The 25,591-nt window shown below is 72.1% G+C and carries 25 protein-coding genes and 3 pseudogenes; 14 read left to right on the top strand and 14 right to left on the bottom strand.

Annotated elements, in window-relative coordinates:
• Nucleotides 1-7: 7 nt before the first annotated feature.
• Both B9S57_RS27890 and B9S57_RS27895 read right to left on the bottom strand, forming a co-directional pair.
• Nucleotides 8-520 (bottom strand): annotated as a pseudogene (locus B9S57_RS27890) (DinB family protein).
• Between the two features lie 54 nt (nucleotides 521-574).
• A complete protein-coding gene (locus B9S57_RS27895; RefSeq protein ID WP_103759950.1) occupies nucleotides 575-1,204 on the bottom strand; it encodes a TetR/AcrR family transcriptional regulator in 630 nt (209 codons plus the stop codon).
• A gap of 80 nt (nucleotides 1,205-1,284) precedes the next feature.
• Between B9S57_RS27895 and B9S57_RS27900 the strand changes: the two genes are divergently transcribed.
• Both B9S57_RS27900 and B9S57_RS27905 read left to right on the top strand, forming a co-directional pair.
• On the top strand, nucleotides 1,285-2,496 hold the full coding sequence (locus tag B9S57_RS27900) for an FAD-dependent monooxygenase (protein ID WP_103759951.1): 1,212 nt from the start codon (nucleotides 1,285-1,287) through the stop codon (nucleotides 2,494-2,496).
• Between the two features lie 33 nt (nucleotides 2,497-2,529).
• Nucleotides 2,530-3,435 carry a Gfo/Idh/MocA family protein gene (locus B9S57_RS27905; protein ID WP_103759952.1) on the top strand — a complete coding sequence of 302 codons (906 nt, stop codon included), beginning with the start codon at nucleotides 2,530-2,532 and terminating at the stop codon, nucleotides 3,433-3,435.
• Here B9S57_RS27905 and lnt read toward each other — a convergent pair.
• Together lnt and B9S57_RS27915 are read right to left on the bottom strand one after the other, a co-directional pair.
• The gene (gene lnt / locus B9S57_RS27910) at nucleotides 3,359-4,987 is read right to left on the bottom strand and encodes an apolipoprotein N-acyltransferase (RefSeq protein ID WP_103759953.1); all 1,629 of its coding nucleotides are present in this window, start codon (nucleotides 4,985-4,987) and stop codon (nucleotides 3,359-3,361) included. The genes B9S57_RS27905 and lnt overlap by 77 nt on opposite strands.
• 110 nt (nucleotides 4,988-5,097) lie before the next feature.
• Complete coding sequence (locus B9S57_RS27915; protein WP_103760081.1) at nucleotides 5,098-5,568, bottom strand: nuclear transport factor 2 family protein; 471 nt, start codon at nucleotides 5,566-5,568, stop codon at nucleotides 5,098-5,100.
• 391 nt (nucleotides 5,569-5,959) lie between these two features.
• Here B9S57_RS27915 and B9S57_RS36545 point away from each other — a divergent pair.
• Nucleotides 5,960-6,198 (top strand): annotated as a pseudogene (locus B9S57_RS36545) (hypothetical protein); the annotation flags it as partial.
• On the opposite strand, the gene B9S57_RS27925 reads toward B9S57_RS36545, so the two are convergent.
• The 3 genes from B9S57_RS27925 to B9S57_RS27935 all read right to left on the bottom strand — a co-directional run bounded on the left by B9S57_RS27925 (nucleotide 6,159) and on the right by B9S57_RS27935 (nucleotide 8,898).
• Nucleotides 6,159-6,938 (bottom strand): SGNH/GDSL hydrolase family protein, encoded by a 780-nt coding sequence (locus tag B9S57_RS27925; RefSeq protein ID WP_103759954.1) that lies wholly within the window; start codon nucleotides 6,936-6,938, stop codon nucleotides 6,159-6,161. The pseudogene B9S57_RS36545 and the gene B9S57_RS27925 sit on opposite strands and share 40 nt — an antisense overlap.
• A gap of 169 nt (nucleotides 6,939-7,107) precedes the next feature.
• Nucleotides 7,108-7,980 (bottom strand): undecaprenyl-diphosphate phosphatase, encoded by an 873-nt coding sequence (locus B9S57_RS27930; protein ID WP_103759955.1) that lies wholly within the window; start codon nucleotides 7,978-7,980, stop codon nucleotides 7,108-7,110.
• A 171-nt stretch (nucleotides 7,981-8,151) separates the two neighbouring features.
• Complete coding sequence (locus B9S57_RS27935; protein ID WP_103759956.1) at nucleotides 8,152-8,898, bottom strand: TVP38/TMEM64 family protein; 747 nt, start codon at nucleotides 8,896-8,898, stop codon at nucleotides 8,152-8,154.
• Nucleotides 8,899-9,306: 408 nt separating this feature from the next.
• Here B9S57_RS27935 and B9S57_RS34730 point away from each other — a divergent pair, with 408 nt between their 5' ends.
• The 4 genes from B9S57_RS34730 (at nucleotide 9,307) to B9S57_RS27950 (ending at nucleotide 12,525) form a co-directional block, all read left to right on the top strand.
• Nucleotides 9,307-9,453 (top strand): hypothetical protein, encoded by a 147-nt coding sequence (locus B9S57_RS34730; protein ID WP_181011504.1) that lies wholly within the window; start codon nucleotides 9,307-9,309, stop codon nucleotides 9,451-9,453.
• A gap of 92 nt (nucleotides 9,454-9,545) precedes the next feature.
• Entirely contained in the window at nucleotides 9,546-10,715 is a 1,170-nt protein-coding gene (gene tuf / locus B9S57_RS27940; RefSeq protein WP_103759957.1) for an elongation factor Tu, read from the top strand.
• Nucleotides 10,716-10,787: 72 nt separating this feature from the next.
• A complete protein-coding gene (locus tag B9S57_RS27945; protein WP_103759958.1) occupies nucleotides 10,788-11,639 on the top strand; it encodes a patatin-like phospholipase family protein in 852 nt (283 codons plus the stop codon).
• Between the two features lie 40 nt (nucleotides 11,640-11,679).
• Nucleotides 11,680-12,525 carry a spermidine synthase gene (locus tag B9S57_RS27950; RefSeq protein ID WP_103759959.1) on the top strand — a complete coding sequence of 282 codons (846 nt, stop codon included), beginning with the start codon at nucleotides 11,680-11,682 and terminating at the stop codon, nucleotides 12,523-12,525.
• Here B9S57_RS27950 and B9S57_RS27955 read toward each other — a convergent pair.
• Both B9S57_RS27955 and B9S57_RS27960 read right to left on the bottom strand, forming a co-directional pair.
• Nucleotides 12,487-13,797, bottom strand: coding sequence for an MFS transporter (locus B9S57_RS27955; protein ID WP_103759960.1), 1,311 nt, complete (start codon nucleotides 13,795-13,797; stop codon nucleotides 12,487-12,489). The two genes, B9S57_RS27950 and B9S57_RS27955, sit on opposite strands and share 39 nt — an antisense overlap.
• Nucleotides 13,798-13,864: 67 nt before the next feature.
• Nucleotides 13,865-14,872, bottom strand: coding sequence for a hypothetical protein (locus B9S57_RS27960; RefSeq protein WP_103759961.1), 1,008 nt, complete (start codon nucleotides 14,870-14,872; stop codon nucleotides 13,865-13,867).
• Nucleotides 14,873-14,981: 109 nt separating this feature from the next.
• Between B9S57_RS27960 and B9S57_RS27965 the strand changes: the two genes are divergently transcribed.
• Nucleotides 14,982-15,419: a DUF4442 domain-containing protein gene (locus B9S57_RS27965; protein WP_103759962.1), complete on the top strand. Its 438-nt coding sequence runs from the start codon at nucleotides 14,982-14,984 to the stop codon at nucleotides 15,417-15,419.
• A 135-nt stretch (nucleotides 15,420-15,554) separates the two neighbouring features.
• Nucleotides 15,555-16,217, top strand: coding sequence for a DedA family protein (locus B9S57_RS27970; RefSeq protein ID WP_103759963.1), 663 nt, complete (start codon nucleotides 15,555-15,557; stop codon nucleotides 16,215-16,217).
• Between the two features lie 54 nt (nucleotides 16,218-16,271).
• Here the strand turns inward: B9S57_RS27970 and B9S57_RS27975 are convergent, their stop codons facing one another.
• A complete protein-coding gene (locus tag B9S57_RS27975; protein WP_103759964.1) occupies nucleotides 16,272-16,805 on the bottom strand; it encodes a gamma carbonic anhydrase family protein in 534 nt (177 codons plus the stop codon).
• Between the two features lie 147 nt (nucleotides 16,806-16,952).
• On the opposite strand from B9S57_RS27975, the gene B9S57_RS27980 reads away from it, so the two are divergent.
• Nucleotides 16,953-17,705 carry an acyltransferase gene (locus B9S57_RS27980; RefSeq protein ID WP_103760082.1) on the top strand — a complete coding sequence of 251 codons (753 nt, stop codon included), beginning with the start codon at nucleotides 16,953-16,955 and terminating at the stop codon, nucleotides 17,703-17,705.
• A gap of 31 nt (nucleotides 17,706-17,736) precedes the next feature.
• Here B9S57_RS27980 and B9S57_RS27985 read toward each other — a convergent pair whose 3' ends face one another.
• Complete coding sequence (locus B9S57_RS27985; RefSeq protein WP_103759965.1) at nucleotides 17,737-18,603, bottom strand: DMT family transporter; 867 nt, start codon at nucleotides 18,601-18,603, stop codon at nucleotides 17,737-17,739.
• A gap of 93 nt (nucleotides 18,604-18,696) precedes the next feature.
• Between B9S57_RS27985 and B9S57_RS27990 the strand changes: the two genes are divergently transcribed.
• Nucleotides 18,697-19,281 (top strand): helix-turn-helix domain-containing protein, encoded by a 585-nt coding sequence (locus B9S57_RS27990; protein ID WP_103759966.1) that lies wholly within the window; start codon nucleotides 18,697-18,699, stop codon nucleotides 19,279-19,281.
• 119 nt (nucleotides 19,282-19,400) lie between these two features.
• On the opposite strand, the gene B9S57_RS27995 is transcribed toward B9S57_RS27990, so the two are convergent.
• From B9S57_RS27995 to B9S57_RS28005, 3 genes are all read right to left on the bottom strand, one after another.
• Nucleotides 19,401-20,207, bottom strand: coding sequence for an aminoglycoside N(3)-acetyltransferase (locus tag B9S57_RS27995; RefSeq protein ID WP_103759967.1), 807 nt, complete (start codon nucleotides 20,205-20,207; stop codon nucleotides 19,401-19,403).
• A gap of 199 nt (nucleotides 20,208-20,406) precedes the next feature.
• Nucleotides 20,407-20,775, bottom strand: a complete 369-nt coding sequence (locus tag B9S57_RS34285; protein WP_146057823.1) for a hypothetical protein — start codon at nucleotides 20,773-20,775, stop codon at nucleotides 20,407-20,409.
• A 903-nt stretch (nucleotides 20,776-21,678) separates the two neighbouring features.
• Nucleotides 21,679-22,095, bottom strand: coding sequence for a CoA-binding protein (locus tag B9S57_RS28005; protein WP_103759969.1), 417 nt, complete (start codon nucleotides 22,093-22,095; stop codon nucleotides 21,679-21,681).
• Between the two features lie 82 nt (nucleotides 22,096-22,177).
• Between B9S57_RS28005 and B9S57_RS28010 the strand changes: the two genes are divergently transcribed.
• From B9S57_RS28010 to B9S57_RS35950, 3 genes and pseudogenes are all read left to right on the top strand, one after another.
• Nucleotides 22,178-22,813 (top strand): YigZ family protein, encoded by a 636-nt coding sequence (locus B9S57_RS28010; protein ID WP_103759970.1) that lies wholly within the window; start codon nucleotides 22,178-22,180, stop codon nucleotides 22,811-22,813.
• Nucleotides 22,814-22,945: 132 nt separating this feature from the next.
• Nucleotides 22,946-24,112, top strand: coding sequence for an exonuclease SbcCD subunit D (locus B9S57_RS28015; protein ID WP_103759971.1), 1,167 nt, complete (start codon nucleotides 22,946-22,948; stop codon nucleotides 24,110-24,112).
• Between the two features lie 17 nt (nucleotides 24,113-24,129).
• Nucleotides 24,130-25,591 (top strand): annotated as a pseudogene (locus B9S57_RS35950) (AAA family ATPase); the annotation flags it as partial.

Genomic DNA, 25,591 nt, shown 5'->3' on the forward strand with positions numbered 1-25,591 from the left:
CCGCCGGTCACTCCCCGGTGGCGCCGTCGATCCGTTCCCGTACGAGGTCGGCGTGCCCGTTGTGCCGGGCGTACTCCTCGATCATGTGCGTGTAGATCCAGCGGAGGCTGAAGGGCTTGGTCCTCCTGCCCATGCCGACGGACAGGTCGTCGAGACCGAACTTCGCGGCGTTGGCCCGGGCGTGTTCGATCTCGGCCGGCCAGGTGGTCCTGGCCTCGTCCCAGGTGTCCGCCTCCGTGAGGTGGAACTCCCCGTCCGGGTCCTCGTCCGTCCCGTAGATCGGCTCCATCTCCTCACCGGTGAGCACCTCGCGGAACCAGCCGCGCTCGTTCTCGGCGAGGTGCCGTACGAGACCGAGCAGGGTGAATTACGACGGCGGCACGGACGCCTCGCGTAGCCGGGTGTCGGTGAGCCCTTCACACTTCATCGCCAGGGTCGCCCGGTGATAGTCCCGCCACCCCTCCAGCATCTGCCGTTCGGCCGCGTCGGTCTCGGGTGCGGAGCGTTCTTCTGTCGTCATCGGGCTATCCTCGCGCGGCGACGATCAGCGGGGCCAACGCTTTCGGCGTTTCTCTCAGCGGTTCCCGAGCATCCCGCGCAGGAGCTCGGCGCAGCCTCTGCGCAGCTCCTCCTCGGTCGGTACGGCCCGGTGGTAGGAGCCCGCGGCGCAGGCGAACATCATCCCTTCCGCCCAGGCGACGACCGACAATGCGTGCCGTTCCGGCTCGGCCGATCCCGCGGCGGTCATGAGGGCCACCAGCGGTTCACGGAAGCGTGCGCCCGCGCTGTCGTAGAACGCCCGCAGGCCGGGGCGCCGGGTGGCCTCCAGGGCCAGTTCGTAGCGGCAGACCAGGAGCTCGGTGCTGCCGGTCAGATAGCGGTGGAGCGCGTGCGCCAGCCCCTCGGCGGCATCCGCCGGATCGCCGCTCGTGAGCCACTCCCCGGGGGTGAGCACCCGCGCCTCCCGCTCGGCGAGCCGGCGTACGGCCGCCTCCAGCAGCGCCTCCCGGGTGCGGGCGTGGTTCGACGTCGAGCCCTGGGGAAGCCCGGCCCGCTCGTCCACCGCCCGGTGGGTCAGGCCCCTCATCCCGCGCTCGGCGAGGAGGGCGAGCGCGGCGTCGGCGATCAGGCCGGCGCGGGAGGGCCCGGGCGGCCGGTCGGGGCCGGCCGGTGCGGTGCGCGCGGGAGTGGAGCGTGAGGGCATGGAGTAAACCTACCGCCTCGACTACACCTGTAGTAGCGTGGATCCTGTCACTACAGGTGTAGTCGAGGAGGGGGTGCGTCATGACGACGTCCCGAGCGGTGGTCATCGGCGGCGGCATCGGCGGACTCACCGCCGCGGTGGCCCTGTACCGGAGCGGGTGGCAGGTCAGCGTGGTCGAGCGCTCCGCCTCACTGGAACCCATCGGCGCGGGCATCAGCCTCGCCCCCAACTCCCAGCGCGCCCTCGACGTCGTCGGGCTCGGCGACGCGGTCCGGGACCTCGCCGCCTGGCAGGGCGACGGAGGGATGCGTACGCCCTCGGGGCGTTGGCTCGCCCGCACCGACAGCGCCGCTGCGGCCGAGCGGTTCGGTGGCCCGCTCGTCCTGCTGCCGCGCTCCGCACTTGTCGACCTGCTCCGCGCCCGCCTGCCCGATGGCGCCGTGCGGACCGCCGCCCCGGCGCAGCTCGTGGATCCGGGCCGCACCGGCGGCCGCCCGGCCGTGGTCAGGACACCCGCCGGAGACATCGAGGCCGATCTGGTGGTCGGCGCCGACGGAATCCGCTCCGGGGTCCGCACCGCTCTCTTCCCCGGTCACCCGGGGCCCTCGTACAGCGGATTCACCACCTGGCGTGTCCTCGCACCGGCGCCCGGCCGTCCGTTCGCCTCGCACGAGACCTGGGGCCGGGGCGCGCTGTGGGGCAGCCACCCGCTGAAGGACGGCCGGATCTACGCCTATGCGGCGGCCACCGCCCCGGCCGGAGCGCGGGCCGCCGACGGCGAGAAGGCCGAACTGCTGCGCCGGTTCGGTGACTGGCACCACCCGGTGCCGGACATCATCGACGCCGTCGAGCCCGGACAGGTGCTGCGCCACGACGTGCACCAGATGACCACGGCCCTGCCGGCCTTCCACGGGGGCCGCGTCGTGCTCGTCGGCGATGCCGCGCATGCCATGGCACCCACCCTCGGCCAGGGCGGAAACCAGGCCATCGAGGACGCGGTCGTACTCGCCCACCACGCGCGACCGGACGTGGACCTGGGGGCGGCGCAGGCCGCCTACAGCGCCGACCGGCAGCCACGCACCACCGCGATCGTGCGCAAGGCCGCCCGGATCTCCCGGATGATGCAGCTCTCCGCCGCCCCGGCGGTCGCCCTCCGCGCCGCGCTGATGTCCGCCGCCTCCCGCCTCGGCCCGGGGCTCGTCCTGCGTACCTTCGACGGCATCGCCGACTGGCAGCCCCCGCAGCGCACGTATGCTGCCGGGACCAGGGAAGGGCAGTGGACACGACCGTGACAAGGCCCTGGTCAAGGCGACAGGGAGAACCTCGTGAAGGTCGGCTGCATCGGACTCGGCGACATCGCGCAGAAGGCGTATCTGCCGGTACTGACGACCCTGCCCGGCGTCGAGCTGCATCTGCAGACCCGCACCCCGGCCACGCTGGCGGCCGTCGCCGGGGCCCACCGGATCCCCGCGGCGCAGTGCCACGAGGATCTCGGCTCCCTCCTGTCCCAGGGGCTGGACGCCGCCTTCGTGCACGCGGCGACGGCCGCGCACGCGGAGATCGTGGGGCGGCTGCTCGAAGCGGGGGTCCCCACCTACGTGGACAAGCCGCTCGCCTACGAAATCGCCGACTCCGAGCGGCTGGTGGCCCTGGCCGAGGAGCGCCGCGTCACCCTCGCGGTCGGCTTCAACCGCAGGCTCGCCCCGTCGTACGCGCAGTGCGCGGAGCACCCGCGCGAGCTGATCCTCCTGCAGAAGAACCGCGTGGGACTGCCCGAGGACCCGCGCACCATGGTCCTCGACGACTTCATCCATGTCGTCGACACCCTGCGCTTCCTCGTCCCCGGGCCCGTCTCGAACATCGTCGTGCGCGCACGGGTCGTCGACGGGCTGATGCACCACGTGGTGCTCCAGCTGTCGGGCGACGGCTTCACCGCCATCGGCATGATGAACCGGCTGAACGGGTCGACCGAGGAGATCCTGGAGGTCTCGGGGCAGGACAGCAAGCGGCAGGTCCTCAACCTCGCGGACGTCGTGGACCACAAGGGCCAGCCGACCCTGCGGCGCCGCGGGGACTGGGTGCCGGTCGCCCGTCAGCGCGGCATCGAACAGAGCGTGCTGTCCTTCCTGGACGCCGTGCGCGCCGGTGCGGTGCTCAGCGCACGGGACGCTCTGGAGACCCACCGCCTGTGCGAGCGGGTGGTCCTGGACGCGTCGGAGCAGGCGTCCTGAGGGAGCGCAGGCCCACCGCGCCGAAGAAGACGGCCAGCACCGCGAGCGCGCCGTACACCGGCCATGCGCCCAGCCGGACGAAGAGGGTGGTGCCCCGGGCGAGCGGGACGTCGTAGACGGCGGCCTCGCTCGCGTCCGTGGCGAGCGGAGCTCCCACACGCTCGCCCCGCGGGCCGTAGACCGCGCTGACTCCCGTGAGCGTGGCGTGCACCATCGGGCGGCCCGACTCGGCGGCCCGCAGCGCTCCCAGAGAGGCGTGCTGCTCGGGCGCCCAGCTGTGCTGGAAGGTGGAGGTCGACGACTGGGCGACGAGCAACTGGGCCCCGTCCTTCGCCAGGTGCCTGCTCATGTCGGGGAACGCCGACTCGAAGCAGACCAGCGGGCCCACCCGCAGTCCGTCCGGCAGATCCATCACCACCGGGCCGCTGCCCCGCAGCCGGTCCTCGCCCGCCGCCTTGCCCACCGAGGTCGCCCATCCGAGCAGCGCACGGGCCGGGACGTACTCGCCGAACGGCACCAGGCGCATCTTGTCGTAGCGGTCACCGGTCGGGCCGTCCGGTGAGACCAGGACCGCCGACTTGAAGATCCCGGCGCGGTCGGGACCGTCGGTGCGCCTGGCATCCATGTTGACGAGCACATCGGCTCCGACCAGACGCGACAGGGCGGAGATCCGGTCCGCCGTGCGAGGGCTCCGCGACAGATCGACGCCCACGCTGCTCTCGCCCCACACGACCAGGTCCACGTCGCGGCCCGCGAGCTGACGGGTGAGCTCCTCGCTGCGCGCGAACCGGCGCTCGACGCTGCCGGGGCCGTCGATCACGCCCGGCTGCACGACCGCGATCCGAACCGAGCCGGTCTCCTCGGGCCGCGGCGCCCAGACCGCCACGGCCCCCACGCCCACCGCCCCGGCGACCAGGCACGCGGCCGCGGCCCGGCGGGCCGCCGGCACGGAGATCAGCAGCACGGCCAGGGTGTTGAGGGCCACCACACCCAGGCTGACCAGCCATACGCCGCCCACCGAGGCGGTACGCAAGGCGAGCGGGACATTCCACTGACTGGCCCCCAACAGCCCCCAGGGCCCGCCGAGGCCCTCCCAGGACCGGACGAGCTCGATCATCAGCCATCCGGACGGCACCACGGCCACTGCGGCGACGGACCGCCGGACGGACGGTGACCCGCCCAGCAGCCGGGCCACCAGGAGGCCCCATGGCGCCCACAGCAGCCCGAGGAGCGCCGCGAGCACGAGAATGAACACATGCAGGCTCGGCATCAGCCAGTGGTGCACGGCGAGGACGAAGCCCGTTCCGCCGAGCCAGCCGTCGACGGCCGCGCGGCGTGCCGTGCCCGCCGACCGGATCAGCAGCAGCCACGGCACCAGGGAGACATACGCGAACCACCAGAGCGAGGGGGCGGGAAACGACAGGGCGGGCAGGGCACCCGCGCACAGGGCCGCGACGCCGCGGCCCGTCCGTGAGCGCAACAGCCGCTCGCACGCCCGTGCGACGCCCTCACCGGCCGGGTCGTCGGGAAGCCGCTCGCCCCGCATCGGCATGCATGTCCTCCTCCGGTCGTCCGCCTGATCCCAGTGTGGTCCAGAAGATCAGGAGCGCACAGGGGGCGTGCCGGGGCCACCGGGAGCGTGCCTCCCCGTCCGACGCCGGTTCATCCGGTGCCCCCGGGGGCACACCTCCACATCTCGTGCGCCGTGACCGTCCGGATCCGCCAGCCCGCGTCCGTCCGCCGCAGCTCGAAGACGTACCGGCCGCCGGCCAGGACGGCCGGGGTGCTTCCGGCGTCACCGGTCACCGCCGGGCCCATCGGGCTGAAGTAGTCCGCCCGCACCCGCGCGTGGTCCCCGGGGTAGCCGCCCAGGTCCTCGAGGTCCAGCCGCCGGTTGACCACGAGGTGCTGGCGGACCGGGAAGTTCCGAAGGCGCTCCGCCAGCCACCGCACCCCCTCGGCGGCGCTCTCCTCGGCCCCGCCCGCCCTGCGGTGGTCGGCGCGTCCGTCGGGCGTGAACAGGGCGGTGCAGGCGTCCCACGCGCCGTCGTCCACCGCCGCGGCGTAGTCGGTGATCACTGCATCGATGGAGAGCCGGTCCATCACCGTCGCGAGAGCCACGCGCTGTGTCATCGCCCAAGTCTCGGCCAGGGCGACCGGCAGGCCAAGAGGCGCGTACGGGTCGGTCGCCGCCGCTCCCGGAGCCGGCCGCCGGTCCCGGACCTCCGTGGCAGACGGGTACGACGGCCACGGGCCGAGGGCGTGCGTCACCGTCGTCTGCGCGACGGGCGGTGAGGCCGAGACCGAGGGACTCGCCGCCCCCGCGCCGCCCGACCACGGTCGGTGCCGCGGTGGCCGACGCGGTGACCAGGGTGGGTGACGCCGAGCCCCGGACCGGTTCCCTTACGACAGGCGCCTGCGGGTCCGTCGAAGGGAAGTCCAGCGGTGCCAGGGCCGAGGTGGGCAGCCCGGGCGCGACCCGGGAGGTCCGCACCACGGCCTGCGCCAGCAGTTCCTCGGCCTGCACGGGGCACAGCTGTGGTCCTGGCTCCAGGAGGGCGCCCACTTCTCCGTGTGCGGCGACGCCTCCCGGATGGCGAAGGACGTGGACCGGGCGCTGCGCGAATCGCCGTGGCCCACGCCGGACTCCAGGAGGACGCCGCCGCCGCGTACGTGGAGCAGCTCGCCGCCGACAAGCGGTACGTGCGCGACGTGTACCGAGCTCAGTTCCCGGAAACGGCGGCGTCGAAGGCCGGGAGGTAGGCGGACTCGTGGCCCTCGGCCGTCGGGTGGACGTTGGAGCTGCTGATCCATGCGTCGCTCGTGCAGATCTCGTGCCCGGCGAAGGCCGGCCGCCCGTCCGCGAAGGCGAATCCGGCCGCCTGGGCGCGGTCCGCGATGGTCTCGTTGAGCAGGTCCGAGCCGTCGTTGACCGCCGAGCGCCTGGCCGAGCTGAGCCCGCCGAGACAGAGGCCGCCCGCCTTGTAGAGGTGGGGGTAGCCGATGATGACGACCTCGGCGTGGGGCGCCCGGGCGCGTACGGTCGCGTAGAGGCTGTCCAGCTCGCCCGGCAGCTCGTTCACGACGTACTCCCCGGCCGTTTCCAGGGCACGCTCGCAGGCCGACCGGGTGGAGTACTGGCAGCTGAGCATGGTCGAGGCGAACCCGGAGTCGTTGCCCCCGATGCTCAGGCTCACCAGGGTGGTGTCCCCGTCCAGTTCGCCCACCTGACTGCTCAGCACGTCGGGGATCTTCGCACCGCCACAGGCCGCGAAGGCGAAGGAGTCCGGGTCGTTGGCGTCGGCCCAGAGCGCCGGATAGGCGTTGCGGCTCCGGGTGCACGCGATGTCGGAGTAGCTGCCTGCGCCCGTACCGGAGGCGTACGAGTCGCCGAGAGCCACGTAGTTCACCTCCGCCGCGACCGAGGAGGCGGAGGCCGGGACGGCGACCGAGGCGAGGGCGAGGGCCAGTACCGCGGCACCGGCTGCACGGGGCAGAGACATGGGGTTCTCCGAGGTGTGGGAGCGAAGGGGGCCGGTCCGAGGCCGCCGTGTGAAACCGCCGGGCTCGGGAACCACGCCCAACCTCCCGCCCCCGGGCCCGCACGTCATCGGCGAAATGACTGACTCCCGGACCTGGACGGTCCGGGAGTCAGGGGCGGCGGCGCCGTACTCAGCCGGCGGACTCGCCCGCGTGAGGGCTCAGCACACCGGCCCCGATCAGGACGAACAGCAGGAGGCCCAGGAGCACGCGGTAGATGACGAACGGCATGAAGCTCTTGGTCGTGATGAACTTCATGAACCACGCGATGACCGCATAGCCGACCACGAAGGCGATGACGGTCGCGAAGATCGTCGGCCCCCAGGAGACGTGCCCCTCGCCCGCGTCCTTCAGCTCGAACACACCCGAGGCCAGCACCGCGGGAATCGCCAGGAGGAAGGAGTAGCGGGCCGCCGCCTCACGGGTGTAGCCCATGAACAGACCACCGCTGATCGTCGCGCCGGAGCGCGAGACACCCGGGACCAGCGCCATCGCCTGGCAGAACCCGAAGATCAGACCGTCCCGGACACCCAGTTCCCTCAGCGACTTGCGCTCCTTGAACGCCCGGTGCTTCCCGCCGGTCTCGTCACGGGCCGCGAGCCGGTCCGCGACGCCGAGGACGATCCCGAGCACGATCAGCGTCGTCGCGATCAGACGGAGATCGCGGAAGGGACCCTCGATCTGGTCCTTGAAGGCCAGACCGAGGACGCCGATCGGAAGCGAACCGATGATGACCAGCCAGCCCATCTGGGCGTCGTGGTCGCTGCGCATCGAGGAATTGGTCAGCGACCGGAACCAGGCCGAGAGGATCCGGGCGATGTCCTTGCGGAAGTAGATGAGGACCGCGGCCTCCGTCCCGATCTGGGTGATCGCGGTGAACGCGGCTCCCGGGTCGTGCCAGCCCGCGAACGCCGCGGTCAGGCGCAGATGCGCGCTGGAGGAGATCGGCAGGAACTCGGTCAGTCCCTGAACGAGGCCCAGGACGAATGATTCGAACCAGCTCATGGGGCTTAGGCCATCCCGGAGGTACTCATGCAACGGCCGACGGACGCGAAGGCCGTCGGCGGCGTGCGGATGCGGTCAGAAAGGGGGACGGGACGCCACGGCCCCGGACATCCTCTGTCGGTTCCGGGCAGCGTATCGCCTGCGGGTGAACGGACTCCCGACTGCCCCTGGCTACGCTGCGCCGCCCGCCTCCGCCGGGGCCGTGCCGCCCGCCCCGCCCAGCCGGTGTCGCCTGCGCCACGCGACGAGCGCCGCGCACGCGCCGGACAGGACGATGAAGCCCATCGCCGCCAGGAAGACCGGCGAGGTCGGCGACGAGGCGGTGCTGCCCGCGATGACGTACGCGGCCGTGTTCGGGATCGATCCGAGCCCGGTGGCCAGCAGGAACGGCGGGTAGCCCATGCGGGAGGTCGCCGCACAGTAGTTCGCCGCGGCGAACGGCACCCCGGGGAAGAGCCTCAGCGCGAGCATCGACCTGAACCCGTGCCGGCTGAGCAGTCCGTCCGCGGCCTTCAGGTACTTGCCGCGTACCAGCGTCCGGAGCGCGTCCTGCCCCAGGACCCTGCCCAGCAGGAAGGAGACACCGGCGCCGAGCACGGTGCCCGCCAGCGCGGCCGCGAGCCCGGCCTGGGCACCGAACAGCGCACCGGCCGCCAGGTTGAGGATCGGGCGGGGGACGAAGGCCACGGTGCACACGCCGTAGGCGAGCCCGAACAGCATCGCCGCGGCGGAACCCGTGAGTTGCGGTGGCCAGCCGGAGGCCAGCAGCCGCTGTGGTTCGAACTGCAGCATGGTGACGGCGGCGGCCAGCAGCACCGCCACGAGCAGGGAGAACCGGGACCAGGGGGAGAGCAGCGCCCTCGTACAGCGCACTGCGAGGCCACCGGAGGGCCGTGTTGCGGGGACGGGGTCGAACATCTGGGGAGCGTAACCGAAACGTGTGTGTGATCGCCGTAATGTGCGAGCGACGGTGACGATTCACGCATCGCGCCCCGACACGGTCAGCCGCCATCCCGGCGGCGCAGTTGGTGACTCAACGGGCGTGCCGGTGCGGGTTCGGCGGAGTCCGGTCCGGCGGCGATGTGCCGGCGGTCCTGACTCGGAACACCCGCAGACACACCCGGGACCTTTCGGCGTCCGGTTCGAGGACATGGATCCCGGTCCAGGGCCCGGGCTTCGGCAGGACCGAGGTGCCCGACGGTGTCAGCGGGGGCTGACCCCCGGCCAGCCCCCGCCTGTGGGGCCCGGCCGCTGCCACGGCTCGCTGTTGTTCGCCGCGGAGAAATCCATTCGACGCCGCAGGGCCGCTCCGGCATGCTCAGGGGCATGTTCCGGTACGTCTTCCTCGCAGCGCAGTCCGCAGTCGCGGACACGCCGAAGGCTGCCGTGAGCCCTGCTGCGGCCCTGACAGCAGCAGCGACCGACGCAGCGTTCACCGCTGCCGCAGCGCCCTTCGGCGGCGCCCGAAGCTGACCCTCCCCCGACAGTCCGGCGGACCCCGCAAGGGGAGGGTCGGCCGGGCCCTGGGGTCTTCTCTCTCAGCTTCGAACACCAAGGATCGAGCCATGCCCAAGACGGCATACGTGCGCACCAAGCCGCACCTGAACATCGGCACCATGGGCCACGTCGACCACGGCAAGACCACCCTGACCGCCGCCATCACCAAGGTGCTCAGCGAGCGCGGGACCGGCGCCTTCGTGCCGTTCGACCGGATCGACCGGGCCCCCGAGGAGGCGCAGCGCGGCATCACCATCAACATCGCGCACGTCGAGTACGAGACCGACACCCGGCACTACGCGCACGTCGACATGCCCGGACACGCCGACTACATCAAGAACATGGTCACCGGGGCGGCGCAGCTCGACGGGGCGATCCTCGTCGTGTCCGCGCTCGACGGCATCATGCCGCAGACCGCGGAGCACGTCCTGCTGGCCCGTCAGGTCGGCGTCGACCACATCGTCGTCGCCCTCAACAAGGCCGACGCGGGTGACCCCGAGCTGACCGACCTGGTCGAGCTGGAGGTCCGCGAGCTGCTCTCCGCGCACGGCTACGGCGGGGACACCGTGCCCGTCGTACGGGTGTCGGGGCTCGGCGCGCTGCAAGGGGACCCACGGTGGACGGCGTCCGTCGAGGGGCTGCTGGACGCCGTCGACACGTACGTACCGATGCCGGTGCGCTACACCGACGCGCCGTTCCTCCTGTCCGTGGAGAACGTGCTCACGATCACGGGACGCGGCACCGTCGTCACCGGGGCCGTGGAGCGCGGCACGGTGCGTGTCGGGGACCGTGTGTCGGTGCTCGGCGCGGACGTCGAGACGGTCGTCACCGGGCTGGAGACCTTCGGCAAGCCGATGGAGTCCGCGGAGGCCGGCGACAACGTCGCGCTGCTGCTGCGCGGGGTCGAGCGCGACCGGGTCCGGCGCGGCCATGTGGTGGCGGCGCCCGGCAGCGTCACCCCGAGCCGCCGCTTCACCGCGCAGGTGTACGTCCTGTCGGCGAAGGAGGGGGGCCGCACCACGGCGGTGGCCACCGGGTACCGGCCGCAGTTCTACATCCGTACGGCGGACGTCGTCGGGGACGTGGACCTCGGTGAGGTGGCCGTGGCGCGGCCCGGAGAGACAGTCACCATGACCGTCGAGCTGGGCCGCGACGTCCCGCTGGAGTCCGGCCTCGGCTTCGCGATCCGCGAGGGCGGCCGCACGGTCGGCGCCGGGACGGTGACCGGCCTGCTCTGAACGGCCCTCGCGCTGCCCGCCTTCCCGGCCCCCGGGAAGGCGGGCAGCGCCTTCTGCGGCAGACTGGGGCCCATGGCACACACAGCACTCGTCCTGGGTGCCGGAGGAGTCACCGGCACCGCTTGGGAAACCGGCATCCTGCACGGGCTCGCCAAGGCGGGGGTCGACCTCTCCACCGCCGACCTGATCGTCGGGAGTTCGGCGGGCGCCGTCGTCGGGGCGCAGCTCGCCTCGGGACTCGTCGCCGTCGGGGACCTCTACGAACGCCAGCTCGCCGACCCGGAGGACGACAAGGGAGCGGCCGGCCGGCTCGGCCCCGTCACCATCCTCCGCTACGCGAGAGCGGCGCTCTCCTCCCGTACGCCCGACGACTACGGCCGCAGGCTGGGCGCCCTGGCCCGGGACAGCCGGCCCGCCACCACCGCGGCCGAACGCCGCGAGATGATCGCGAGCCGTCTCCCGTCGGCACAATGGCCGCAACGCCACCTGCTGGTCGCGGCCGTGGACGCCTCCACCGGCGCGCTGCACACCTTCGACCGGACGGGTACGGTCCCGCTCGCCGACGCCGTCACCGCCAGCTGCGCGGTCCCCATGGTCTGGCCCGTCGTCCGTGTCGGGGGCGGGAGCTGGATCGACGGGGGCGTCCACTCCCCGGCCAACGCCCAGCTCGCCGCGGGCCACGAGCGCGTCATCGTCATCGCGCCCACCGCCACCGGCAACAAGGTGATCGTCTCGGCGCGCGCCCAGGCCGCCGAACTGGAGGCCGCCGGCGCCCGTGTCGAGGTCATCACCCCGGACGCCGGCACCAGGAAGGCCATCGGCCGCAACTCTCTGGACCCCGCACGCCGCGCCGCGGCAGCCAGGGCAGGACTCGCCCAGTCCGTGGCGCACACCGAGGCGGTCGCCGCCGTCTGGAACGGCTGACCGGGCGGGACGAGGGCCGAACGCCCGTCACAATGGGGGAGTGAACGAGCCGATACCCGTCATCCGCGACACCGACTGCGGCACCGCCAGGCTGCTGCCCGACGTGGACCGGGACCGGGCCTGGCTGCTCACGGTCGACGGGGCCCCGCAGTCGTACGTCGATCTCGACGAGCCGGAGCACCTCGAATTCGAGTACGTACGCCGGCTCGGCCACGTGGTGGACCGGGCCGGCGTCCCGGGGGATCCGCTGGACGCGGTGCACCTCGGCGGAGGCGCGCTCACACTGCCGCGCTACGTCGCGGCGACCCGCCCCGGCTCGCGGCAGGACGTGGCGGAGGCGGACGGGGGACTCGTCGAGCTGGTCCGCGAGCATCTCCCGCTGCCGCAGGGAGCCGGTGTCACCGTGCACGGCACCGATGCCCGCCGGTGGCTCGAAGAGGCGCCGCGGGATTCGGCCGACCTCCTGATCGCCGACGTCTTCGGCGGGGCGCGGGTGCCGGCGCACCTGACCTCCGTCGAGTACGCACTGGCCGCCGGACGGGTCCTGCGGGCGGACGGCCTCTACGCGGCGAATCTGGCCGACGGCGCGCCCTTCACCTTCCTGCGGTCGCAACTCGCCAACTTCGCCGCCGTCTTCGACGAGCTCGCCCTCATCGCCGAGCCGGCCGTCCTGCGCGGCAGACGCTTCGGCAACGCCGTGCTGCTGGCCTCCCGCGTCCCCCTGGACCTCGCGCCGCTCACCCGGCTGTGCGCCGCCGACGTGTTCCCCGCCCGTGTCGAGCACGGTGCGGCGCTGACCCGGTTCATCGGTGGTGCCAAGCCGGTGCGGGACAGCGAGGCCGTGGCCTCACCCGAGCCCCCCGACGGCGCCTTCGGCATCGGCTGACCCACGGGCCGGCTCCGGGAGGCTGATCTTCTTCACCTCGCTCCGGCGCGTCAGGTTCCGTACGTCCGGGACGAGCAGCACACCCCCCGTGACCAGCACGATCAGCGCGGCACAGCCCCAGAGGGCCGTGCTGCGGCCGACGAGCGTCTCCACCGGTCCGGCCGCCGCCGTGGCCAGCGGCACCATCGCGACCGAGCCGAACCAGTCGTACGCCGCGACCCGGGACAGCTTCTCCTCCGGGATCTCCTGGTGCAGGGCGGTCATCCAGGAGACGCCGAACACCTCGATGGCGACCCCGGTCACGAACATCACCGCGCAGAGACCGGCCACCGGCAGCGGGATCGCGAGACCGGCGGACGGCAGGGCCAGCGGGAACACGCAGAGCGTCCCGGCCAGCAGCAGCCGCCGGGGCTTCCAGCGCATCATCAGCAGCGCCCCGCCCAGGGTGCCGACCCCGAACGCCGCCAGGGCGAATCCCCAGGGGCGTGCGCCTCCGAGCTCGTCCCGCGCCACCAACGGCCCGTACACCGCCTCGGCGGCACCGACGACCGCCACGACCACGGAGAACTGGAGCACGACGGCCCAGAGCCAGGGTCGTGTGACGACCTCCTGCCAGCCCTCGCGGAGATCGGCCAACAGCCCGCCGCCCGGCACGCGCGTGGGGATGTGGCTCACGTCGAGGAAGGCGCGGAGCGAACCGGCGACGGCGAAGGCCGCCGCGTCGACGGCCAGCACCCAGCCGGGGTTCATGGCCGCGATCATGGCGCCGCCGAGTGCCGCGCCGCCGATGGCCGCGCCGTGCATGGACATCCGGAAGAGGGCGAAGGCGCGGGCCGCCCGCTCCCCGTCGACGCTGGACATCAGCATGCCCTCGGAGGCCGGTCCGAAGAAGGCCTGCCCGGTACCGCAGAGTGCCGTCAGCACCATCATGTGCCACAGCTCGGCGGAGCCGGTCAGGACCAGCCAGGCGAACACGGCCTGCGAGAGGCAGTTGAGCGTGTTCGCGGCCACCATCACGCGGTGGCGCGGCAGCCGGTCCGCGACCGCGCCGCCGATCAGGAGGAAGAGGACCAGGGGCGCCGTACGAGCGGCGGCCACCAGGCCGACGTCGGCGGCGTCGCCGCCCGACTCCAGGACGGCGAAGGCCGCCGCGATCAGTGCACCGTTGGCACCCAGCCCGGTGATGATCGCGGCGGCGGTCAGCAGACCGAAATTGCGGCCCCCCGGAAGGGAGCGGCGGCCGCGGGAGGGGGAGACGGGGGCGGAAGTCACCAGGGGACTATCCCCGCCGGAGCCCCCTCCCGCCAAATGGACGGCTCGGGGCGCGTGCGCCGCAGGCTCAGGAGGCGCTCTCCGTGCCCTCGGCGAGGCGCACCGTGCTGAGGATCTTCTGGATGGTGGAGTCCGGGAGCTCGTCGTCGATCCCCGCGTTCGCGTGGAGGACCCAGGTCGAGAACTCGCCCTTGCCGTTCTTGAAGGTGAACGCGATCGACTTGCCGTCCGTGTCGCACTTGTTCTTGTTCGCGAGCCCGGTCGCGGTCGCCGTCACCACGCTGCCGGTGACACCGGACTTGGTGGTGTACTGGCTGGGTTTGCCGACCTTGACCTTGTCCTTCGAATCCTTCTGCGCGTACGCGGCCCACACCCAGGTGCCCGCCTCGTTCGTGGCGGCCTCGTCGGTGCTCTTGGCGCCCTGGGCACCCTTGGTGCCGACGCTGGCCAGCCCGGTCTCCTCCTTGACGCCGTCCTTGTCGGTGTCGTCGACGCACCACTTGCTCTTGTAGTGGGCGGGTGCGGAGAAGGTGACGAGCGGCGCTCCCATGGGATCCTTGACGTCCCCGAAGCCGGAGGCCACTCCTGAGCCCGAGACCTCCCAGTCGCCGGGCACGTCGAACTGCGTGCCCCACTTGGGATTGGTCACGACCTTCCAGCCGGGAACCGTCGGGGCGGCGTCCTCGCCGCCCCGCGGGTTCGCCGCGGGGGAGGAGGCGGTGTCGGACGCCTTCGCGGACGGTGAGGAGGACGACTTGCCGTCGGCCACGCTCGAGCCGCCCTTGTCGTCCTTCTTGTTCATCACGACGACGCCGGTGACGACGGCCGCGACGACGACCGCCGTGGCCGCGACGACGGCGACGATCGTCGTCTTCTTCCTGTCGTCCTGCTGAGGTCCGCCCGGCCCGCCCGGCACGGCGTACTGCGGTGCGGTGGGCTGCTGGTACGGGTTGGGCTGCTGGTATCCCGGCTGCTGATACGGGTTGGGCTGTTGGTACCCCGGCTGCTGGTACGGATTCTGGTTCTGGTCCTGCGGGTTCTGCTCGCCCCCGGGCGGCTGCTGTCCTGGCCACATGGCCAGTAACCATAGAGGGGCCGGGCGTGCGCTGCTACGGGCGCCCCTGTGAGGGGATGGTCAAGGACTGCTACTCGCTAGTAACATCGCCGCCATGAGCACTGAAGAGATGACAGTCGGCGACATCCTGTCCGCGAGCGTCCCGATGGTCCGGACTCTCGGCATCGAGTACCTGGAGACGACCGCGGAGCGCGCGGTCCTCTCGCTGCCCGACCGGGCCGAGTACCACAACCACCTCGGGGGACCCCACGCCGGAGCGATGTTCACGCTCGCCGAGTCGGCGAGCGGCGCGATCGTCGTCGCCGCCTTCGGTGACCAGATGACGCGGGCCGTCCCGCTGCCCGTCACCACGGAGATGGCCTTCAAGAAGGTGGCCATGGGCGAACTCACCGCGACCGCGGTCCTGGGCCGCCCGGTGGCCGAGGTCGTCGCCGAACTCGACGAGGGCAAGCGCCCGGAGTTCCCCGTCGCCGTGGAGATCCGGCGGGCGGACGGTGCCGTGACCAGCGAGATGAGCGTCGTCTGGACGCTGCGTCCGAACCGCTGATCCTTCGCCCCTCCCCGTCCGGTCCCCTCCGTCCCGCGGGCCGCGGCGGCGCTTGCGGCCGTCCGGCCCGGTAGGCTGCCCGCCGTGCACCCCTCGTGGTGCACGGCGGAAGATTTTTTTACGGGAGGGACCGGCGTGCACGTCCAGGAGTGGCTCGAGACCGTACCCGCGGTCAGCATTTACCTCCTGGTGGGGGTCGTCATCGGACTCGAGAGTCTGGGTATCCCGCTGCCGGGCGAGATCGTACTCGTGAGTTCGGCGCTCCTCGCCTCGCAGCACGGTGAGATCGACCCCGTGGTGCTCGGAGCCTGTGCGTCGGCCGGAGCGATCATCGGTGACTCGATCGGCTACGCCATCGGCCGCAAGGGCGGGCGCCCGCTGCTCGCCTGGCTCGGCGGGAAGTTCCCCAAGCACTTCGGGGCGCCCCAGATCGCGCTGGCGGAGCGCTCGTTCGAGAAGTGGGGCATGTGGGCGGTCTTCTTCGGCCGCTTCGTCGCACTCCTGCGCATCTTCGCGGGACCCCTGGCCGGGGTGCTGCGCATGCCGTACTGGAAGTTCCTGATCGCCAACGTGCTCGGCGGGATCGTCTGGGCCGGCGGCACCACCGCCGTCATCTACTCCGTGGGAGTCGTCGCCGAGGCGTGGCTCAAGCGCTTCTCGTGGCTGGGCCTGCTGGCTGCCGTGCTCATCGGTGTGATCTCGATGCTGGTCGTCAGGAACCGGGCGAAGAAGGCGGCGGAGCAGGCGGAGGACTCCGTGCAGACGCGTGAGCCGGACGCGGTCCCCGCGGCCGACTGATCTCCTGGCGCGACCGTGGCCGCGCAGGCCCCGCCGGCGCAGTCGAAGGCCCGGTCAGCCCTCCTGGTGCGCCGCGCGGTGCGCCTTGGCCAGCTCGACGTAGCCCGCCGCGTTGAAGGCGATGCCCTCACGCTCCTCGGCGGTCAGCTCCCGCTTGACCTTCGCGGGTACGCCGGCGACGAGCGAGCCCGGCGGCACCCGCATCCCCTGCGGCACGAGAGCCTGCGCCGCGATCAGCGAACCCGCTCCGATGTGCGCGCCGTTGAGCACCGTGGCGCCCATGCCCACCAGGACGTCGTCCTCGATCACACAGCCGTGCAGCACGGCGTTGTGGCCGACCGAGACCCTGGCACCCACCGTGAGCGGGAAGCCGGGGTCGGTGTGCACGCTGCAGTTGTCCTGGATGTTGCTGTCCGGTCCGAGGGAGATCGGGCCGCCGTCGCCCCGCAGGACAGCCTGGTACCAGACGCTGGAGCCCGCGGCCATCGACACCTCGCCGACGACGACGGAGGTCGGTGCGAGGAAGGCGTCCGGATCGATCTCCGGCTCCTTGCCGCCGATGCCGGTGACCAATGCCTGCTCTGCCATCGCCTGCTCCTCCGGTGGGGGTGTGGTGCGCGGGGCGCCCCCGCTCCGCACGAACCGTATGCGACCGTTCGACCGGTCCGTGCGGGTGGGGTGAACATCACAGCGCGCAGCGCCGACCGCCCCGCCCGCGCCGACTACCGTGAGCGGGTGCCGAAGATCCGGAACCTGTTCACCGCGCTGGCCAGCCGGCGGCGCGGTGTCATGTCTCACGCCGTCCACCGCGCCTGGGCCTGGGTGCAGGAGACCGGGGCGGTCACCGCGCAGCACCCCGGGCGGCTCCGCTTCGGCCGGATCGGTGCGGGAACCCGGCTCGCCTTCCCTCAGGGGACGGTCTTCGGTGAGCCGTGGATAGAGCTGGGCGACCACTGCATCATCGGTGAACAGGTGACCCTGACAGCCGGACTGATGCCTGATCTGGATCTCGGATCCGAGCCCATCCTGACCCTGGGCGACGGTGTGGTGCTGGGCCGGGGGAGCCACGTCATCGCCGACACCTCGGTGTCGATCGGCTCGGACACCTACTGCGGCCCCTACGTCTACATCACCTCGACCAACCACAGTTACGACGACCCGCACGAGCCCGTCGGCAGGCAGTGGCCGCGCATGGAACCGGTCGTGATCGGCCCCGGGTGCTGGATCGGCACCGGAGCGGTGATCCTTCCGGGGGCCAGGCTCGGCCGCAACGTCGTGGTCGCGGCGGGAGCCGTCGTACGCGGAGAGGTGGCCGACCACGCGGTGGTGGCCGGGGCACCGGCGCGCGTGGTGCGCAGCTGGGATCCCGAGAAGGGCTGGCAGCCGCCTCTGCGGACACCGGCACCGGTGCCGATCCCGGACGGGGTGACGTCCGAGCAACTGGCAGCGGTGGCTCTGCTGCTGGAGGAGCCGGTCGAGGGGGCCTGAGCTCTCGCGGTCCGGCTCCCCGCGGGGTGCCTCAGCCCGTCGCCAGCAGAACCGTTCCGATCAGGGCCAGACCCGCGCCCGCCGCCTGGATCCCGCGCAGCCGCTCGCCCAGGACTCCTCGCGCCGCCAGCGCCGTCACCACCGGATACAGCGACGCCAGGACGGCGGCCACGGTGACGGGACCGTACTGAGCGGCGATCGCATAGGTGCCGTTGGCCGCGACATCGGCCAGTCCGACGAAGGCCAGGGCCGGCAGCGCCGCCCGTACGACGGCGGCTCCGCCTTCCTCGGGCAGCGCGCGCCCGCCGCGGCGCACGGAGGCGTACAGGGCCGTCCCACCGACCGCGATGTTCGTGACGCGCTGGACGAACAGGGCGAGGAAGAGGCCGGTCACGGTCGTGGAGGCCTCCGCGATCAGTGTCATCACCGCGCCGAAGCCGAAGGCGGCCAGCAGGGTCAGCGCGACCGCCCGGCGCTGGACCGGTGCACCGCGCAACTGCGGCCCTCCGGCCAGGACGACGCCGGCCACGGCGACCGCCACGCCGCCGAACTGGAGCAGCCCGGGGTGCTCACCGACGATCAGGCCGACACCCACCGGGACCGCCACCCCGAGGGAGCCGAGCGGGGAGACCACTCCCATCGGGCCGAGGGCCAGTGCCTTGTAGAAGCTCAGCATCGCGACCGGTCCGACCGCTCCGGCGGCGACCGCGAACCACAGCCGGTCCCCGGCCTCGCTCCAGGCACCGGTCGCGACCACGACGACCCCGAGTACGGCTGCGGCGATGCACTGGGACACGACCACCACGGTCAGCGCGGGTGTCCGCCTGGTGAGCAGCCCGCCCCCGAAGTCGGCCAAGCCCCAGAGCAGGCTGGTGGCCAGGGCGAACAGTGCGGTCATCAAGGGCCTCGCAGTACAGTGCGGTGATCGGGTGGGTGCACCACACCGTAGTGCAGTATTTTCGACTCTGTCATCCAGGATATTGGACGGAATGTGTCTGACCTCGATCAGCTGACCCAGTCGCTCGCCCGCAACCTCAAGCGCTGGCGGGGCGAGCGCGGCTTCACCCTGGACGCTCTCGCGGCCAGGGCAGGGGTCAGTCGCGGCATGATCATCCAGATCGAACAGGCCCGCACCAACCCGAGTGTCGGCACCACCGTCAAGCTCGCCGACGCGCTGGGCGTCAGCATCACCACCCTGCTCGACTACGAGCAGGGAACCCAGGTGCGCCTGGTCCCCGCGAGTCAGGCGGTGCGCATGTGGTCGACGGAGGCGGGCAGCCACACCACTCTGCTGGTGGGGACGGAGGCCCGGGGACCCATCGAGCTCTGGTCCTGGCATCTGATGCCCGGCGAGGGCAGCGCCTCCGATCCGCACCCCGAAGGCACGGTGGAGCTGCTGCACGTCACAGCGGGCGAACTCACCCTCCTCGTCGACGGTGAGGCCCATGTCATCCCCGCCGGAACCTCCGCGACCTTCGAGGCCCACGTGCCGCACAGCTACCGCAACGACGGCTCCGAGCCGGCCGACCTGACCATGGCGGTGACGATCCCGCCGGTCCGGCGAGAGGGCAAGTGAGCCGTTCGCAGCGGCTGTTGGCGTGAGCGGTATGCGCCCCCCGGGCCTGGGACAGCTGGGCCTGGGCCCGGGGGCAGCCGGCCTCGGCCTGGGGCGGTTCGGGTGTCCGACCGGACGCTTCAGGAGCGCGCCGGCCGGTGGTCCGCGAGCCAGCCCACGGCGAAGTCCACGGCAGCCGTGAGGCCGACCAGACGGCTTTGTGCCCGTCCCACCCGGCCGGAGCGTAGGGCCGCGCTGGGGCCCGACCGCTCGAAGTCACGCCCCAGCACCCCGAAATCGCTGTCGTCCAGCGCCACGTCCTCGTACTCCCACCACTGCGGCCGGCCGTGCGCCCTCACCACGCAGCGGTAGCTGCGCCTGGGCGGATCGGGGACTCGGTACTCGGCGAGGTGAAAGGCCGTGCAGGTGCTGTAGCCCGTCCCGAGCAGCAGGATCTGCGCGTCGGACTCGTACAGGCGGGCCAGCGGCGAATCCTCCCCCAGATGGCAGTCGGGGCGATGGCCCGCCGTCAGCTTCCCGGCCGCGGGCCCGAGTGCGCTGAAGGAGGACTGCGGGTGGTCGCTGCGCTCGGCCCCCGGAGTCAGCCGCACCGTCTCGGACAGACGGCCCATGGCCGGTGCGGGGGAGTCCCGGTCGTAGGGCGGCATACGCGCTCGGAGCGCCTTCCGGGCCTCGGCGTCCAGGTCCCGGACGCGATCCAGGTAGGGGCGCGAGGTGTCGGAATTCTCCGGGGTGAAGGAGGGGACCACCAGAGTGCCCTGGGGCCCGAGCATGCTGAGCAGGGTGCCGACGACGGTGCGGGCACCTCCCTCGACCCTTCCCAGCCTGCGCATCGACGCGTGCACCAGAAGGACACCGCCCCGCTTCACGCCGAGCTCGGCCAGGTGGTCGGCCACATCGTCCCCGCCGAGGGGATGCTCTGTCATGGCAGACATCCTCCCCGTCCGGATCGGGTGTGACACGCGTCCTGTGGCTGAGGGGGTGCCTGTATCGGTGACAACGCCCCGCACCGATCGGTGGAATCTCCTCACCCGTCCGTCGTGCCCGGAATCCCGCGAACGAGAGAAAGCGGAAACGGGCCGCCGGAAAGGTCCGACGGCCCGCCGAGAGGGACGAAGATGAAACTCAGCTCAGGTGGCCACGGAATACCCAGCGTCCCGAGATTCCGCTCTCGCCGACCTTGCAGACACCGATACAGACGAAGATCTTGCTCTGACCGTTGATGCAGTGGTAGTAACCATGCACTCGGTTTCCGGGGTAGACGACGTCGATCTGAGAAGCCTGGTCGTGCGGGCCGGATCGTACCGGTGCGACCTTCGATCCCACCGTGTAGTCCTTGCTCTCAGGGGCGCACTTGATGGTCCCCCGAATCTGAACAGAACTGCCGGCGACCTGAACGGCTTGCGGCGTGGCGGCCTGGGCGGGGGCGCTGAATCCCCCTGCGATCAGGGCGGTTCCGGCTGCTGCCAACGCCACGCGCTTCTGGAATTTCACTGATATTCATCCTTCATGTAGAGCTCTGCGAGATTCCATCGCCGTCCGGCCGGTCGAGCCGGTTTCGGGAAATGGTGATTCATCTCGGCTGGTGGGGTGATCAAGTCTTACCCCTCGTGTCGGAGCAGTGGCTACCGGAAGGATTGCATCGTGATCGTATCTTTATCGAGGGTAATTTCGGACAGTGTCGATCGAGCCGGAAAACCGGAAAAGTGGAATGGCTTATTCAGTATGTGTGATCATGGTGGCGGGGTGGTGTATTCGGCCGCCGGACTCCGGGGTGCTTGATATCGATCTGCCTGATTATCCGCTGCCGGCTTACGTGTGGGTGCTTTTTAGTATTGAATTAAACTGCAGTGTGCAAGGTGAAAGTGCCCCTCGGTGCGGCTGCACGACGAGGGGTGGCCGGTGCGCCGGGAGCGGCAGTGGGGCGGCCGGTCGGGCACAGCAGGGGGTGCCCGTCGGGCAGGGGGGTGCACCTGGACGGCGAGAGGTGCGCATCGGTCGGGCAGCACGCCGTGCGCCCGGACCGGGGCGCACGTCGAGCGGCTGCTGCCCTCGGTGCGGGACTTCTCGGCTCTCGGACTGCGGGACCTGCGATGCGCCGACCGACTTCGCCGCCTTACCGCGCGCCCCGGGGCGGAACGGACGCGTCGCCCCGGAGTCAGCGCATCACGGACGCCGGTCGGACGGTGAGAAAGCCCTGCCCGGTCCGCCTGGAGCGGATGTACTGCCTCGGTCACGCGGGTAACCGGCACTCGCACGGTCAGGGAGTCGATACGCTCGGCCGCGCCGCTGTCCGGAGCACGGCGACGTGGGAAGCGTGGACGCCGGGCCGGCGCCGGGAAGCCACCGGTCCTCGGCGGGCGTCCGCCCAGGGGCGCCGGCCCGGCGCCACACCGGTCAGGAGCGAGGGGCCAGGCGAGGTATCTCGATCGCGGGGCAGCGGTCCATCACCATGGCGAGGCCCGCCGCGCGGGTGCGCGCGTACGCCTCCTCGTCGACCACTCCGAGCTGGAACCAGACCGCCTTCGCGCCGGCCGCCACCGCCTCGTCGGCGACGCCGCCCGCCAGCTCGCTGTTGACGAAGACATCCACCACATCGACGGGGAAGGGTATGTCCGCGAGCGAGGCGTACCCCTGCTCGCCGTGGACCGGATCGGACTTGGGATGGACGGGCACCACCCTCTTGCCGAAGCGCCTGAGGACCTCCGCCACCCCGTAGGCCGCACGCGAGCGGTTGTTCGACAGGCCGACCACCGCCCAGGTGTCGCCCGTGTCCTGGAGGATCCTGCGTACCGTCTCTTCGTCTGCGTACATGCCCCGTCAACGGACGGCTCCGCCCCACCATTCCCCACGGGAGGGTGAACGTGCCGGTCGGAACGGCACATAAGGTGGACCGATGCAGGAGCAGTACCGGACAGTCGCCCGCGCGGGCGTGCACGAGACCGAGGTCAGCCGTTCGCGGTTCCTCTGCGCGCTGGCCCCGGCGGCCACCGAGCAGGAGGCGCAGGAATTCGTCGCGCGCGTCCGCAAGGAGCACCCCACCGCCAACCACAACTGCTTCGCCTACGTCATCGGCGCCGATGCCTCGGTGCAGAAGGCGAGCGACGACGGAGAGCCAGGCGGCACGGCCGGCGTTCCCATGCTGCAGATGCTCATGCGGCGCGAGGTGCGGTACGCCGTCGCCGTCGTCACCCGCTACTTCGGCGGGGTCAAGCTCGGCGCGGGCGGACTGATCCGGGCGTACGGGGGAGCGGTCGGTGAGGCGCTGGACGCGCTGGGTACGACCACGCGCCGGCGCTTCCGCCTCGCCACCGTCACCGTGGATCACCAGCGGGCGGGCAGGCTGGAGAACGACCTGCGTACCACCGGTACCGCCGTCCACGACGTGACCTACGCCGAGGCAGTGACCTTCGCGATCGGGCTGCCCGACGCCGAGGTCGACGCCTTCAGGGCCTGGCTGGCGGACGCCACGGCCGGCTCCGCGACGCTCGAACTGGGTGGCGAGGCGTACGGGGACGTCGGGGCCGGATGAGGGATCCGGGGCCGCGCGGCATTAGCGTGGGCGGGCCGGTCGTGGCCACCAGGGGCGGGCGGGGCGGCGGACCGGGCCGGTCCTGGGGCGGAGGAAGTGGAACATGCAGGTCGGAACCGTCGGAGTGATGTCGTGAGGATTCTGCACACCTCGGACTGGCATCTGGGGCGGTCGTTCCACCGCGTCCCGATGCTCGATGCCCAGGCTGCCTTCCTCGACCACCTGGTGGAGACGGTGCGGGAACACGAGGTCGAGGCGGTCGTCGTGGCCGGCGACGTCTACGACCGGGCCGTGCCGCCGCTCTCCGCCGTCCAGCTGTTCGACGACGCGCTCCATCGGCTCGCCGACGCCGACGTCCCGACCGTCATGATCTCCGGGAACCACGACTCACCGCGCAGGCTCGGTGTCGGCGCCGGACTGATCGCGCGGGCGGGGATCCACCTCCGTACCGACCCGGCCGACTGCGCCACCCCGGTCGTGCTGAGCGACGCACAGGGTGACGTGGTGTTCTACGGACTGCCCTACCTGGAACCCGCCCTCGTCAGGGACAGTCTGGGCGCGTCGAAGGCGGGGCACGAAGCCGTCCTCACGGCAGCCATGGACCGGGTACGGTCCGATCTCGCCTCCCGTCCCGACGGCACACGCTCGGTGGTGCTCGCCCACGCGTTCGTGGCGGGCGGCGAACCGAGCGACAGCGAGCGGGACATCACCGTCGGCGGCGTCGCGGCCGTCCCCGCGGGAGTCTTCGACGGCGTCGACTACGTGGCCCTCGGCCATCTGCACGGCTGTCAGAGGGTCACCGAGCGCGTGCGCTACTCGGGCTCCCCGCTCGCGTACTCCTTTTCGGAGCATGCGCACCGCAAGACGATGTGGCTGATCGACATCGCCGCCGGGGGAGAGCTCCGCGCCGAACGCGTCGACTGCCCGTCCCCCCGCCCGCTCGCACGGCTCCGTGGACGCCTCGGCACACTGCTCGCGGACCCGGCTCTCGAACGGCACGAGGAATCCTGGGTGGAAGCCACCCTCACCGACCCGGCGCGGCCGGACGAACCGATGGCCCGTCTGCTCGAGCGGTTCCCGCACACCCTGAGCCTGGTCTTCGAACCCGAGCGCGCCCCCCTGGACCCCCTCGCGTCGTACGCTCAGCGGCTCAAGGGGCGTGACGACCAGCAGGTGGCGGAGGACTTCGTGGCCCACGTACGCGGTGGGAGCGGACCCAGCGCACAGGAGCGGACGGTCCTGCGCGCCGCCTTCGACGACGTACGGGTCGACGATGCGATCGAAGAGGTGTCCCGTTGAGGCTGCACAGACTCACGCTGACCGCCTTCGGGCCCTTCGGGGACAGGCAGGAAGTCGACTTCGACGCACTGTCCCGCGCCGGGATCTTCCTGCTGCACGGCCCGACCGGCGCGGGCAAGACCTCCGTTCTCGACGCCGTCTGCTACGGCCTCTACGGTGCGGTGCCCGGCGCCCGGCAGAGCCCCGGCACCTCGCTGCGCAGCGACCACGCACAGGTGGACCTGCCGACCGAGGTGTGCCTGGAGCTGACCGTCGGCGGACGGCGCCTGGAAGTGACCAGGCGGCCCGCCCAGCCCCGCCCCAAGAAGAGAGGCGGCGGCTTCACGACGGAGAAGGCACAGAGTCTGCTGCGCGAGTACGACCCCGAACACGGCTGGAAGGCGCTCAGCCGCTCCCACCAGGAGATCGGTGAGGAGATCGGCGGCCTCGTCGGAATGAGCAGGGAGCAGTTCTGCCAGGTCGTGCTGTTGCCCCAGGGCGACTTCGCACGGTTCCTCCGTGCCGACGCGGAGGCGCGCGGAAGGCTGCTCGGCCGGCTCTTCGACACCCGTCGCTTCGCCGCGGTCGAGGAGCGCCTCGCCGAGCTGCGGCGGGCGGCCGAGGCCCGGGTCAAGGCCGGTGACGAGCAGATCCTCGCCCTGGTCCAGCGCCTCGCGCAGGCGGCGGGCCCGGCGGCGGACGAGGTGGTGCTGCCCGAGGAGCGGCCCGGCGAACCCGGTCTCGCGGAGGGCGTCCTGCAGTGGGCCGCCGTCGCGCGCAGCGGAGCCGGTGAGCGGCTCGACATCGCCCGCTGCATCCTGGCCGGGGCCGAGGAGCGGAACACCGTCGCCCATTACGCCTTCGAGGCAGAGCGTGAACTCGCCCGGCTCCAGCAGCGGTACGAGGAGACCCAGCGCCGCGCCGCCGGGCTGGAGGACCGCCGCGCGGAACGCGACCGCTGCCACGAACAGCTGGCCCGCGCGCGCAAGGCGGACCTGGTCGCCCCGGCGCTCGACCTGCGAGACGAGGCGGAGCGGGCCCATCGCACGGCCGTCGGCGCCCGAGAGCGGTCCCGCTCCGGACTGCCCCCGGAACTGGCCGAGGCGGGCTACGACCAGCTGGCCGGCAAGGAGCGAGCGCTCCGGGCGGAGCTCGGCGGACTCGGCGCCGCGCGCCGCGCCGAACGGCGCAGCAGGGAGATCGACGCCGAACGGGCCGGTCTGGAGAGGCAGTCCCGCTCCGACGACGAACTGATCCAGGAAGCGGCGCAGTGGCTGGCCGGATGGGAGGCCACCCACCGGAGCCTGCGGGAAGGCGTCGAGGCGGGGCAGGACGCGGCGACCCACGCCGAGCAGCTGGCCGGCCGGCTCGTCCCCGTGCGCAGGAGGCTGGAGGCGGCGCGCCGGCGCGACGCCCTCGCCGCGCAGGAGGAGAGCGCCGCGTCGGTCCTGACCGCCGCGCGCGAGTCCGCCGTGGAGGCGCACGAGCAGTGGCTCGCCC

Origin of the sequence: Streptomyces sp. SM10 (assembly GCF_002910915.1) — a bacterium.
In the GTDB taxonomy this organism is placed as follows: domain Bacteria; phylum Actinomycetota; class Actinomycetes; order Streptomycetales; family Streptomycetaceae; genus Streptomyces.

Bases quoted from the DNA above. Each gene is read 5' to 3' on its own strand.
- B9S57_RS27895 (WP_103759950.1), bottom strand. From the start codon at position 1,204: ATGCCCTCACGCTCCACTCCCGCGCGCACCGCACCGGCCGGCCCCGAC.
- B9S57_RS27900 (WP_103759951.1), top strand. From the start codon at position 1,285: ATGACGACGTCCCGAGCGGTGGTCATCGGCGGCGGCATCGGCGGACTC.
- lnt (WP_103759953.1), bottom strand. From the start codon at position 4,987: ATGCCGATGCGGGGCGAGCGGCTTCCCGACGACCCGGCCGGTGAGGGC.
- B9S57_RS27915 (WP_103760081.1), bottom strand. From the start codon at position 5,568: ATGACACAGCGCGTGGCTCTCGCGACGGTGATGGACCGGCTCTCCATC.
- B9S57_RS27925 (WP_103759954.1), bottom strand. From the start codon at position 6,938: ATGTCTCTGCCCCGTGCAGCCGGTGCCGCGGTACTGGCCCTCGCCCTC.
- B9S57_RS27930 (WP_103759955.1), bottom strand. From the start codon at position 7,980: ATGAGCTGGTTCGAATCATTCGTCCTGGGCCTCGTTCAGGGACTGACC.
- B9S57_RS27935 (WP_103759956.1), bottom strand. From the start codon at position 8,898: ATGTTCGACCCCGTCCCCGCAACACGGCCCTCCGGTGGCCTCGCAGTG.
- B9S57_RS34730 (WP_181011504.1), top strand. From the start codon at position 9,307: ATGTTCCGGTACGTCTTCCTCGCAGCGCAGTCCGCAGTCGCGGACACG.
- tuf (WP_103759957.1), top strand. From the start codon at position 9,546: ATGCCCAAGACGGCATACGTGCGCACCAAGCCGCACCTGAACATCGGC.
- B9S57_RS27945 (WP_103759958.1), top strand. From the start codon at position 10,788: ATGGCACACACAGCACTCGTCCTGGGTGCCGGAGGAGTCACCGGCACC.
- B9S57_RS27960 (WP_103759961.1), bottom strand. From the start codon at position 14,872: ATGTGGCCAGGACAGCAGCCGCCCGGGGGCGAGCAGAACCCGCAGGAC.
- B9S57_RS27965 (WP_103759962.1), top strand. From the start codon at position 14,982: ATGACAGTCGGCGACATCCTGTCCGCGAGCGTCCCGATGGTCCGGACT.
- B9S57_RS27975 (WP_103759964.1), bottom strand. From the start codon at position 16,805: ATGGCAGAGCAGGCATTGGTCACCGGCATCGGCGGCAAGGAGCCGGAG.
- B9S57_RS27985 (WP_103759965.1), bottom strand. From the start codon at position 18,603: ATGACCGCACTGTTCGCCCTGGCCACCAGCCTGCTCTGGGGCTTGGCC.
- B9S57_RS27995 (WP_103759967.1), bottom strand. From the start codon at position 20,207: ATGACAGAGCATCCCCTCGGCGGGGACGATGTGGCCGACCACCTGGCC.
- B9S57_RS28005 (WP_103759969.1), bottom strand. From the start codon at position 22,095: ATGTACGCAGACGAAGAGACGGTACGCAGGATCCTCCAGGACACGGGC.
- B9S57_RS28010 (WP_103759970.1), top strand. From the start codon at position 22,178: ATGCAGGAGCAGTACCGGACAGTCGCCCGCGCGGGCGTGCACGAGACC.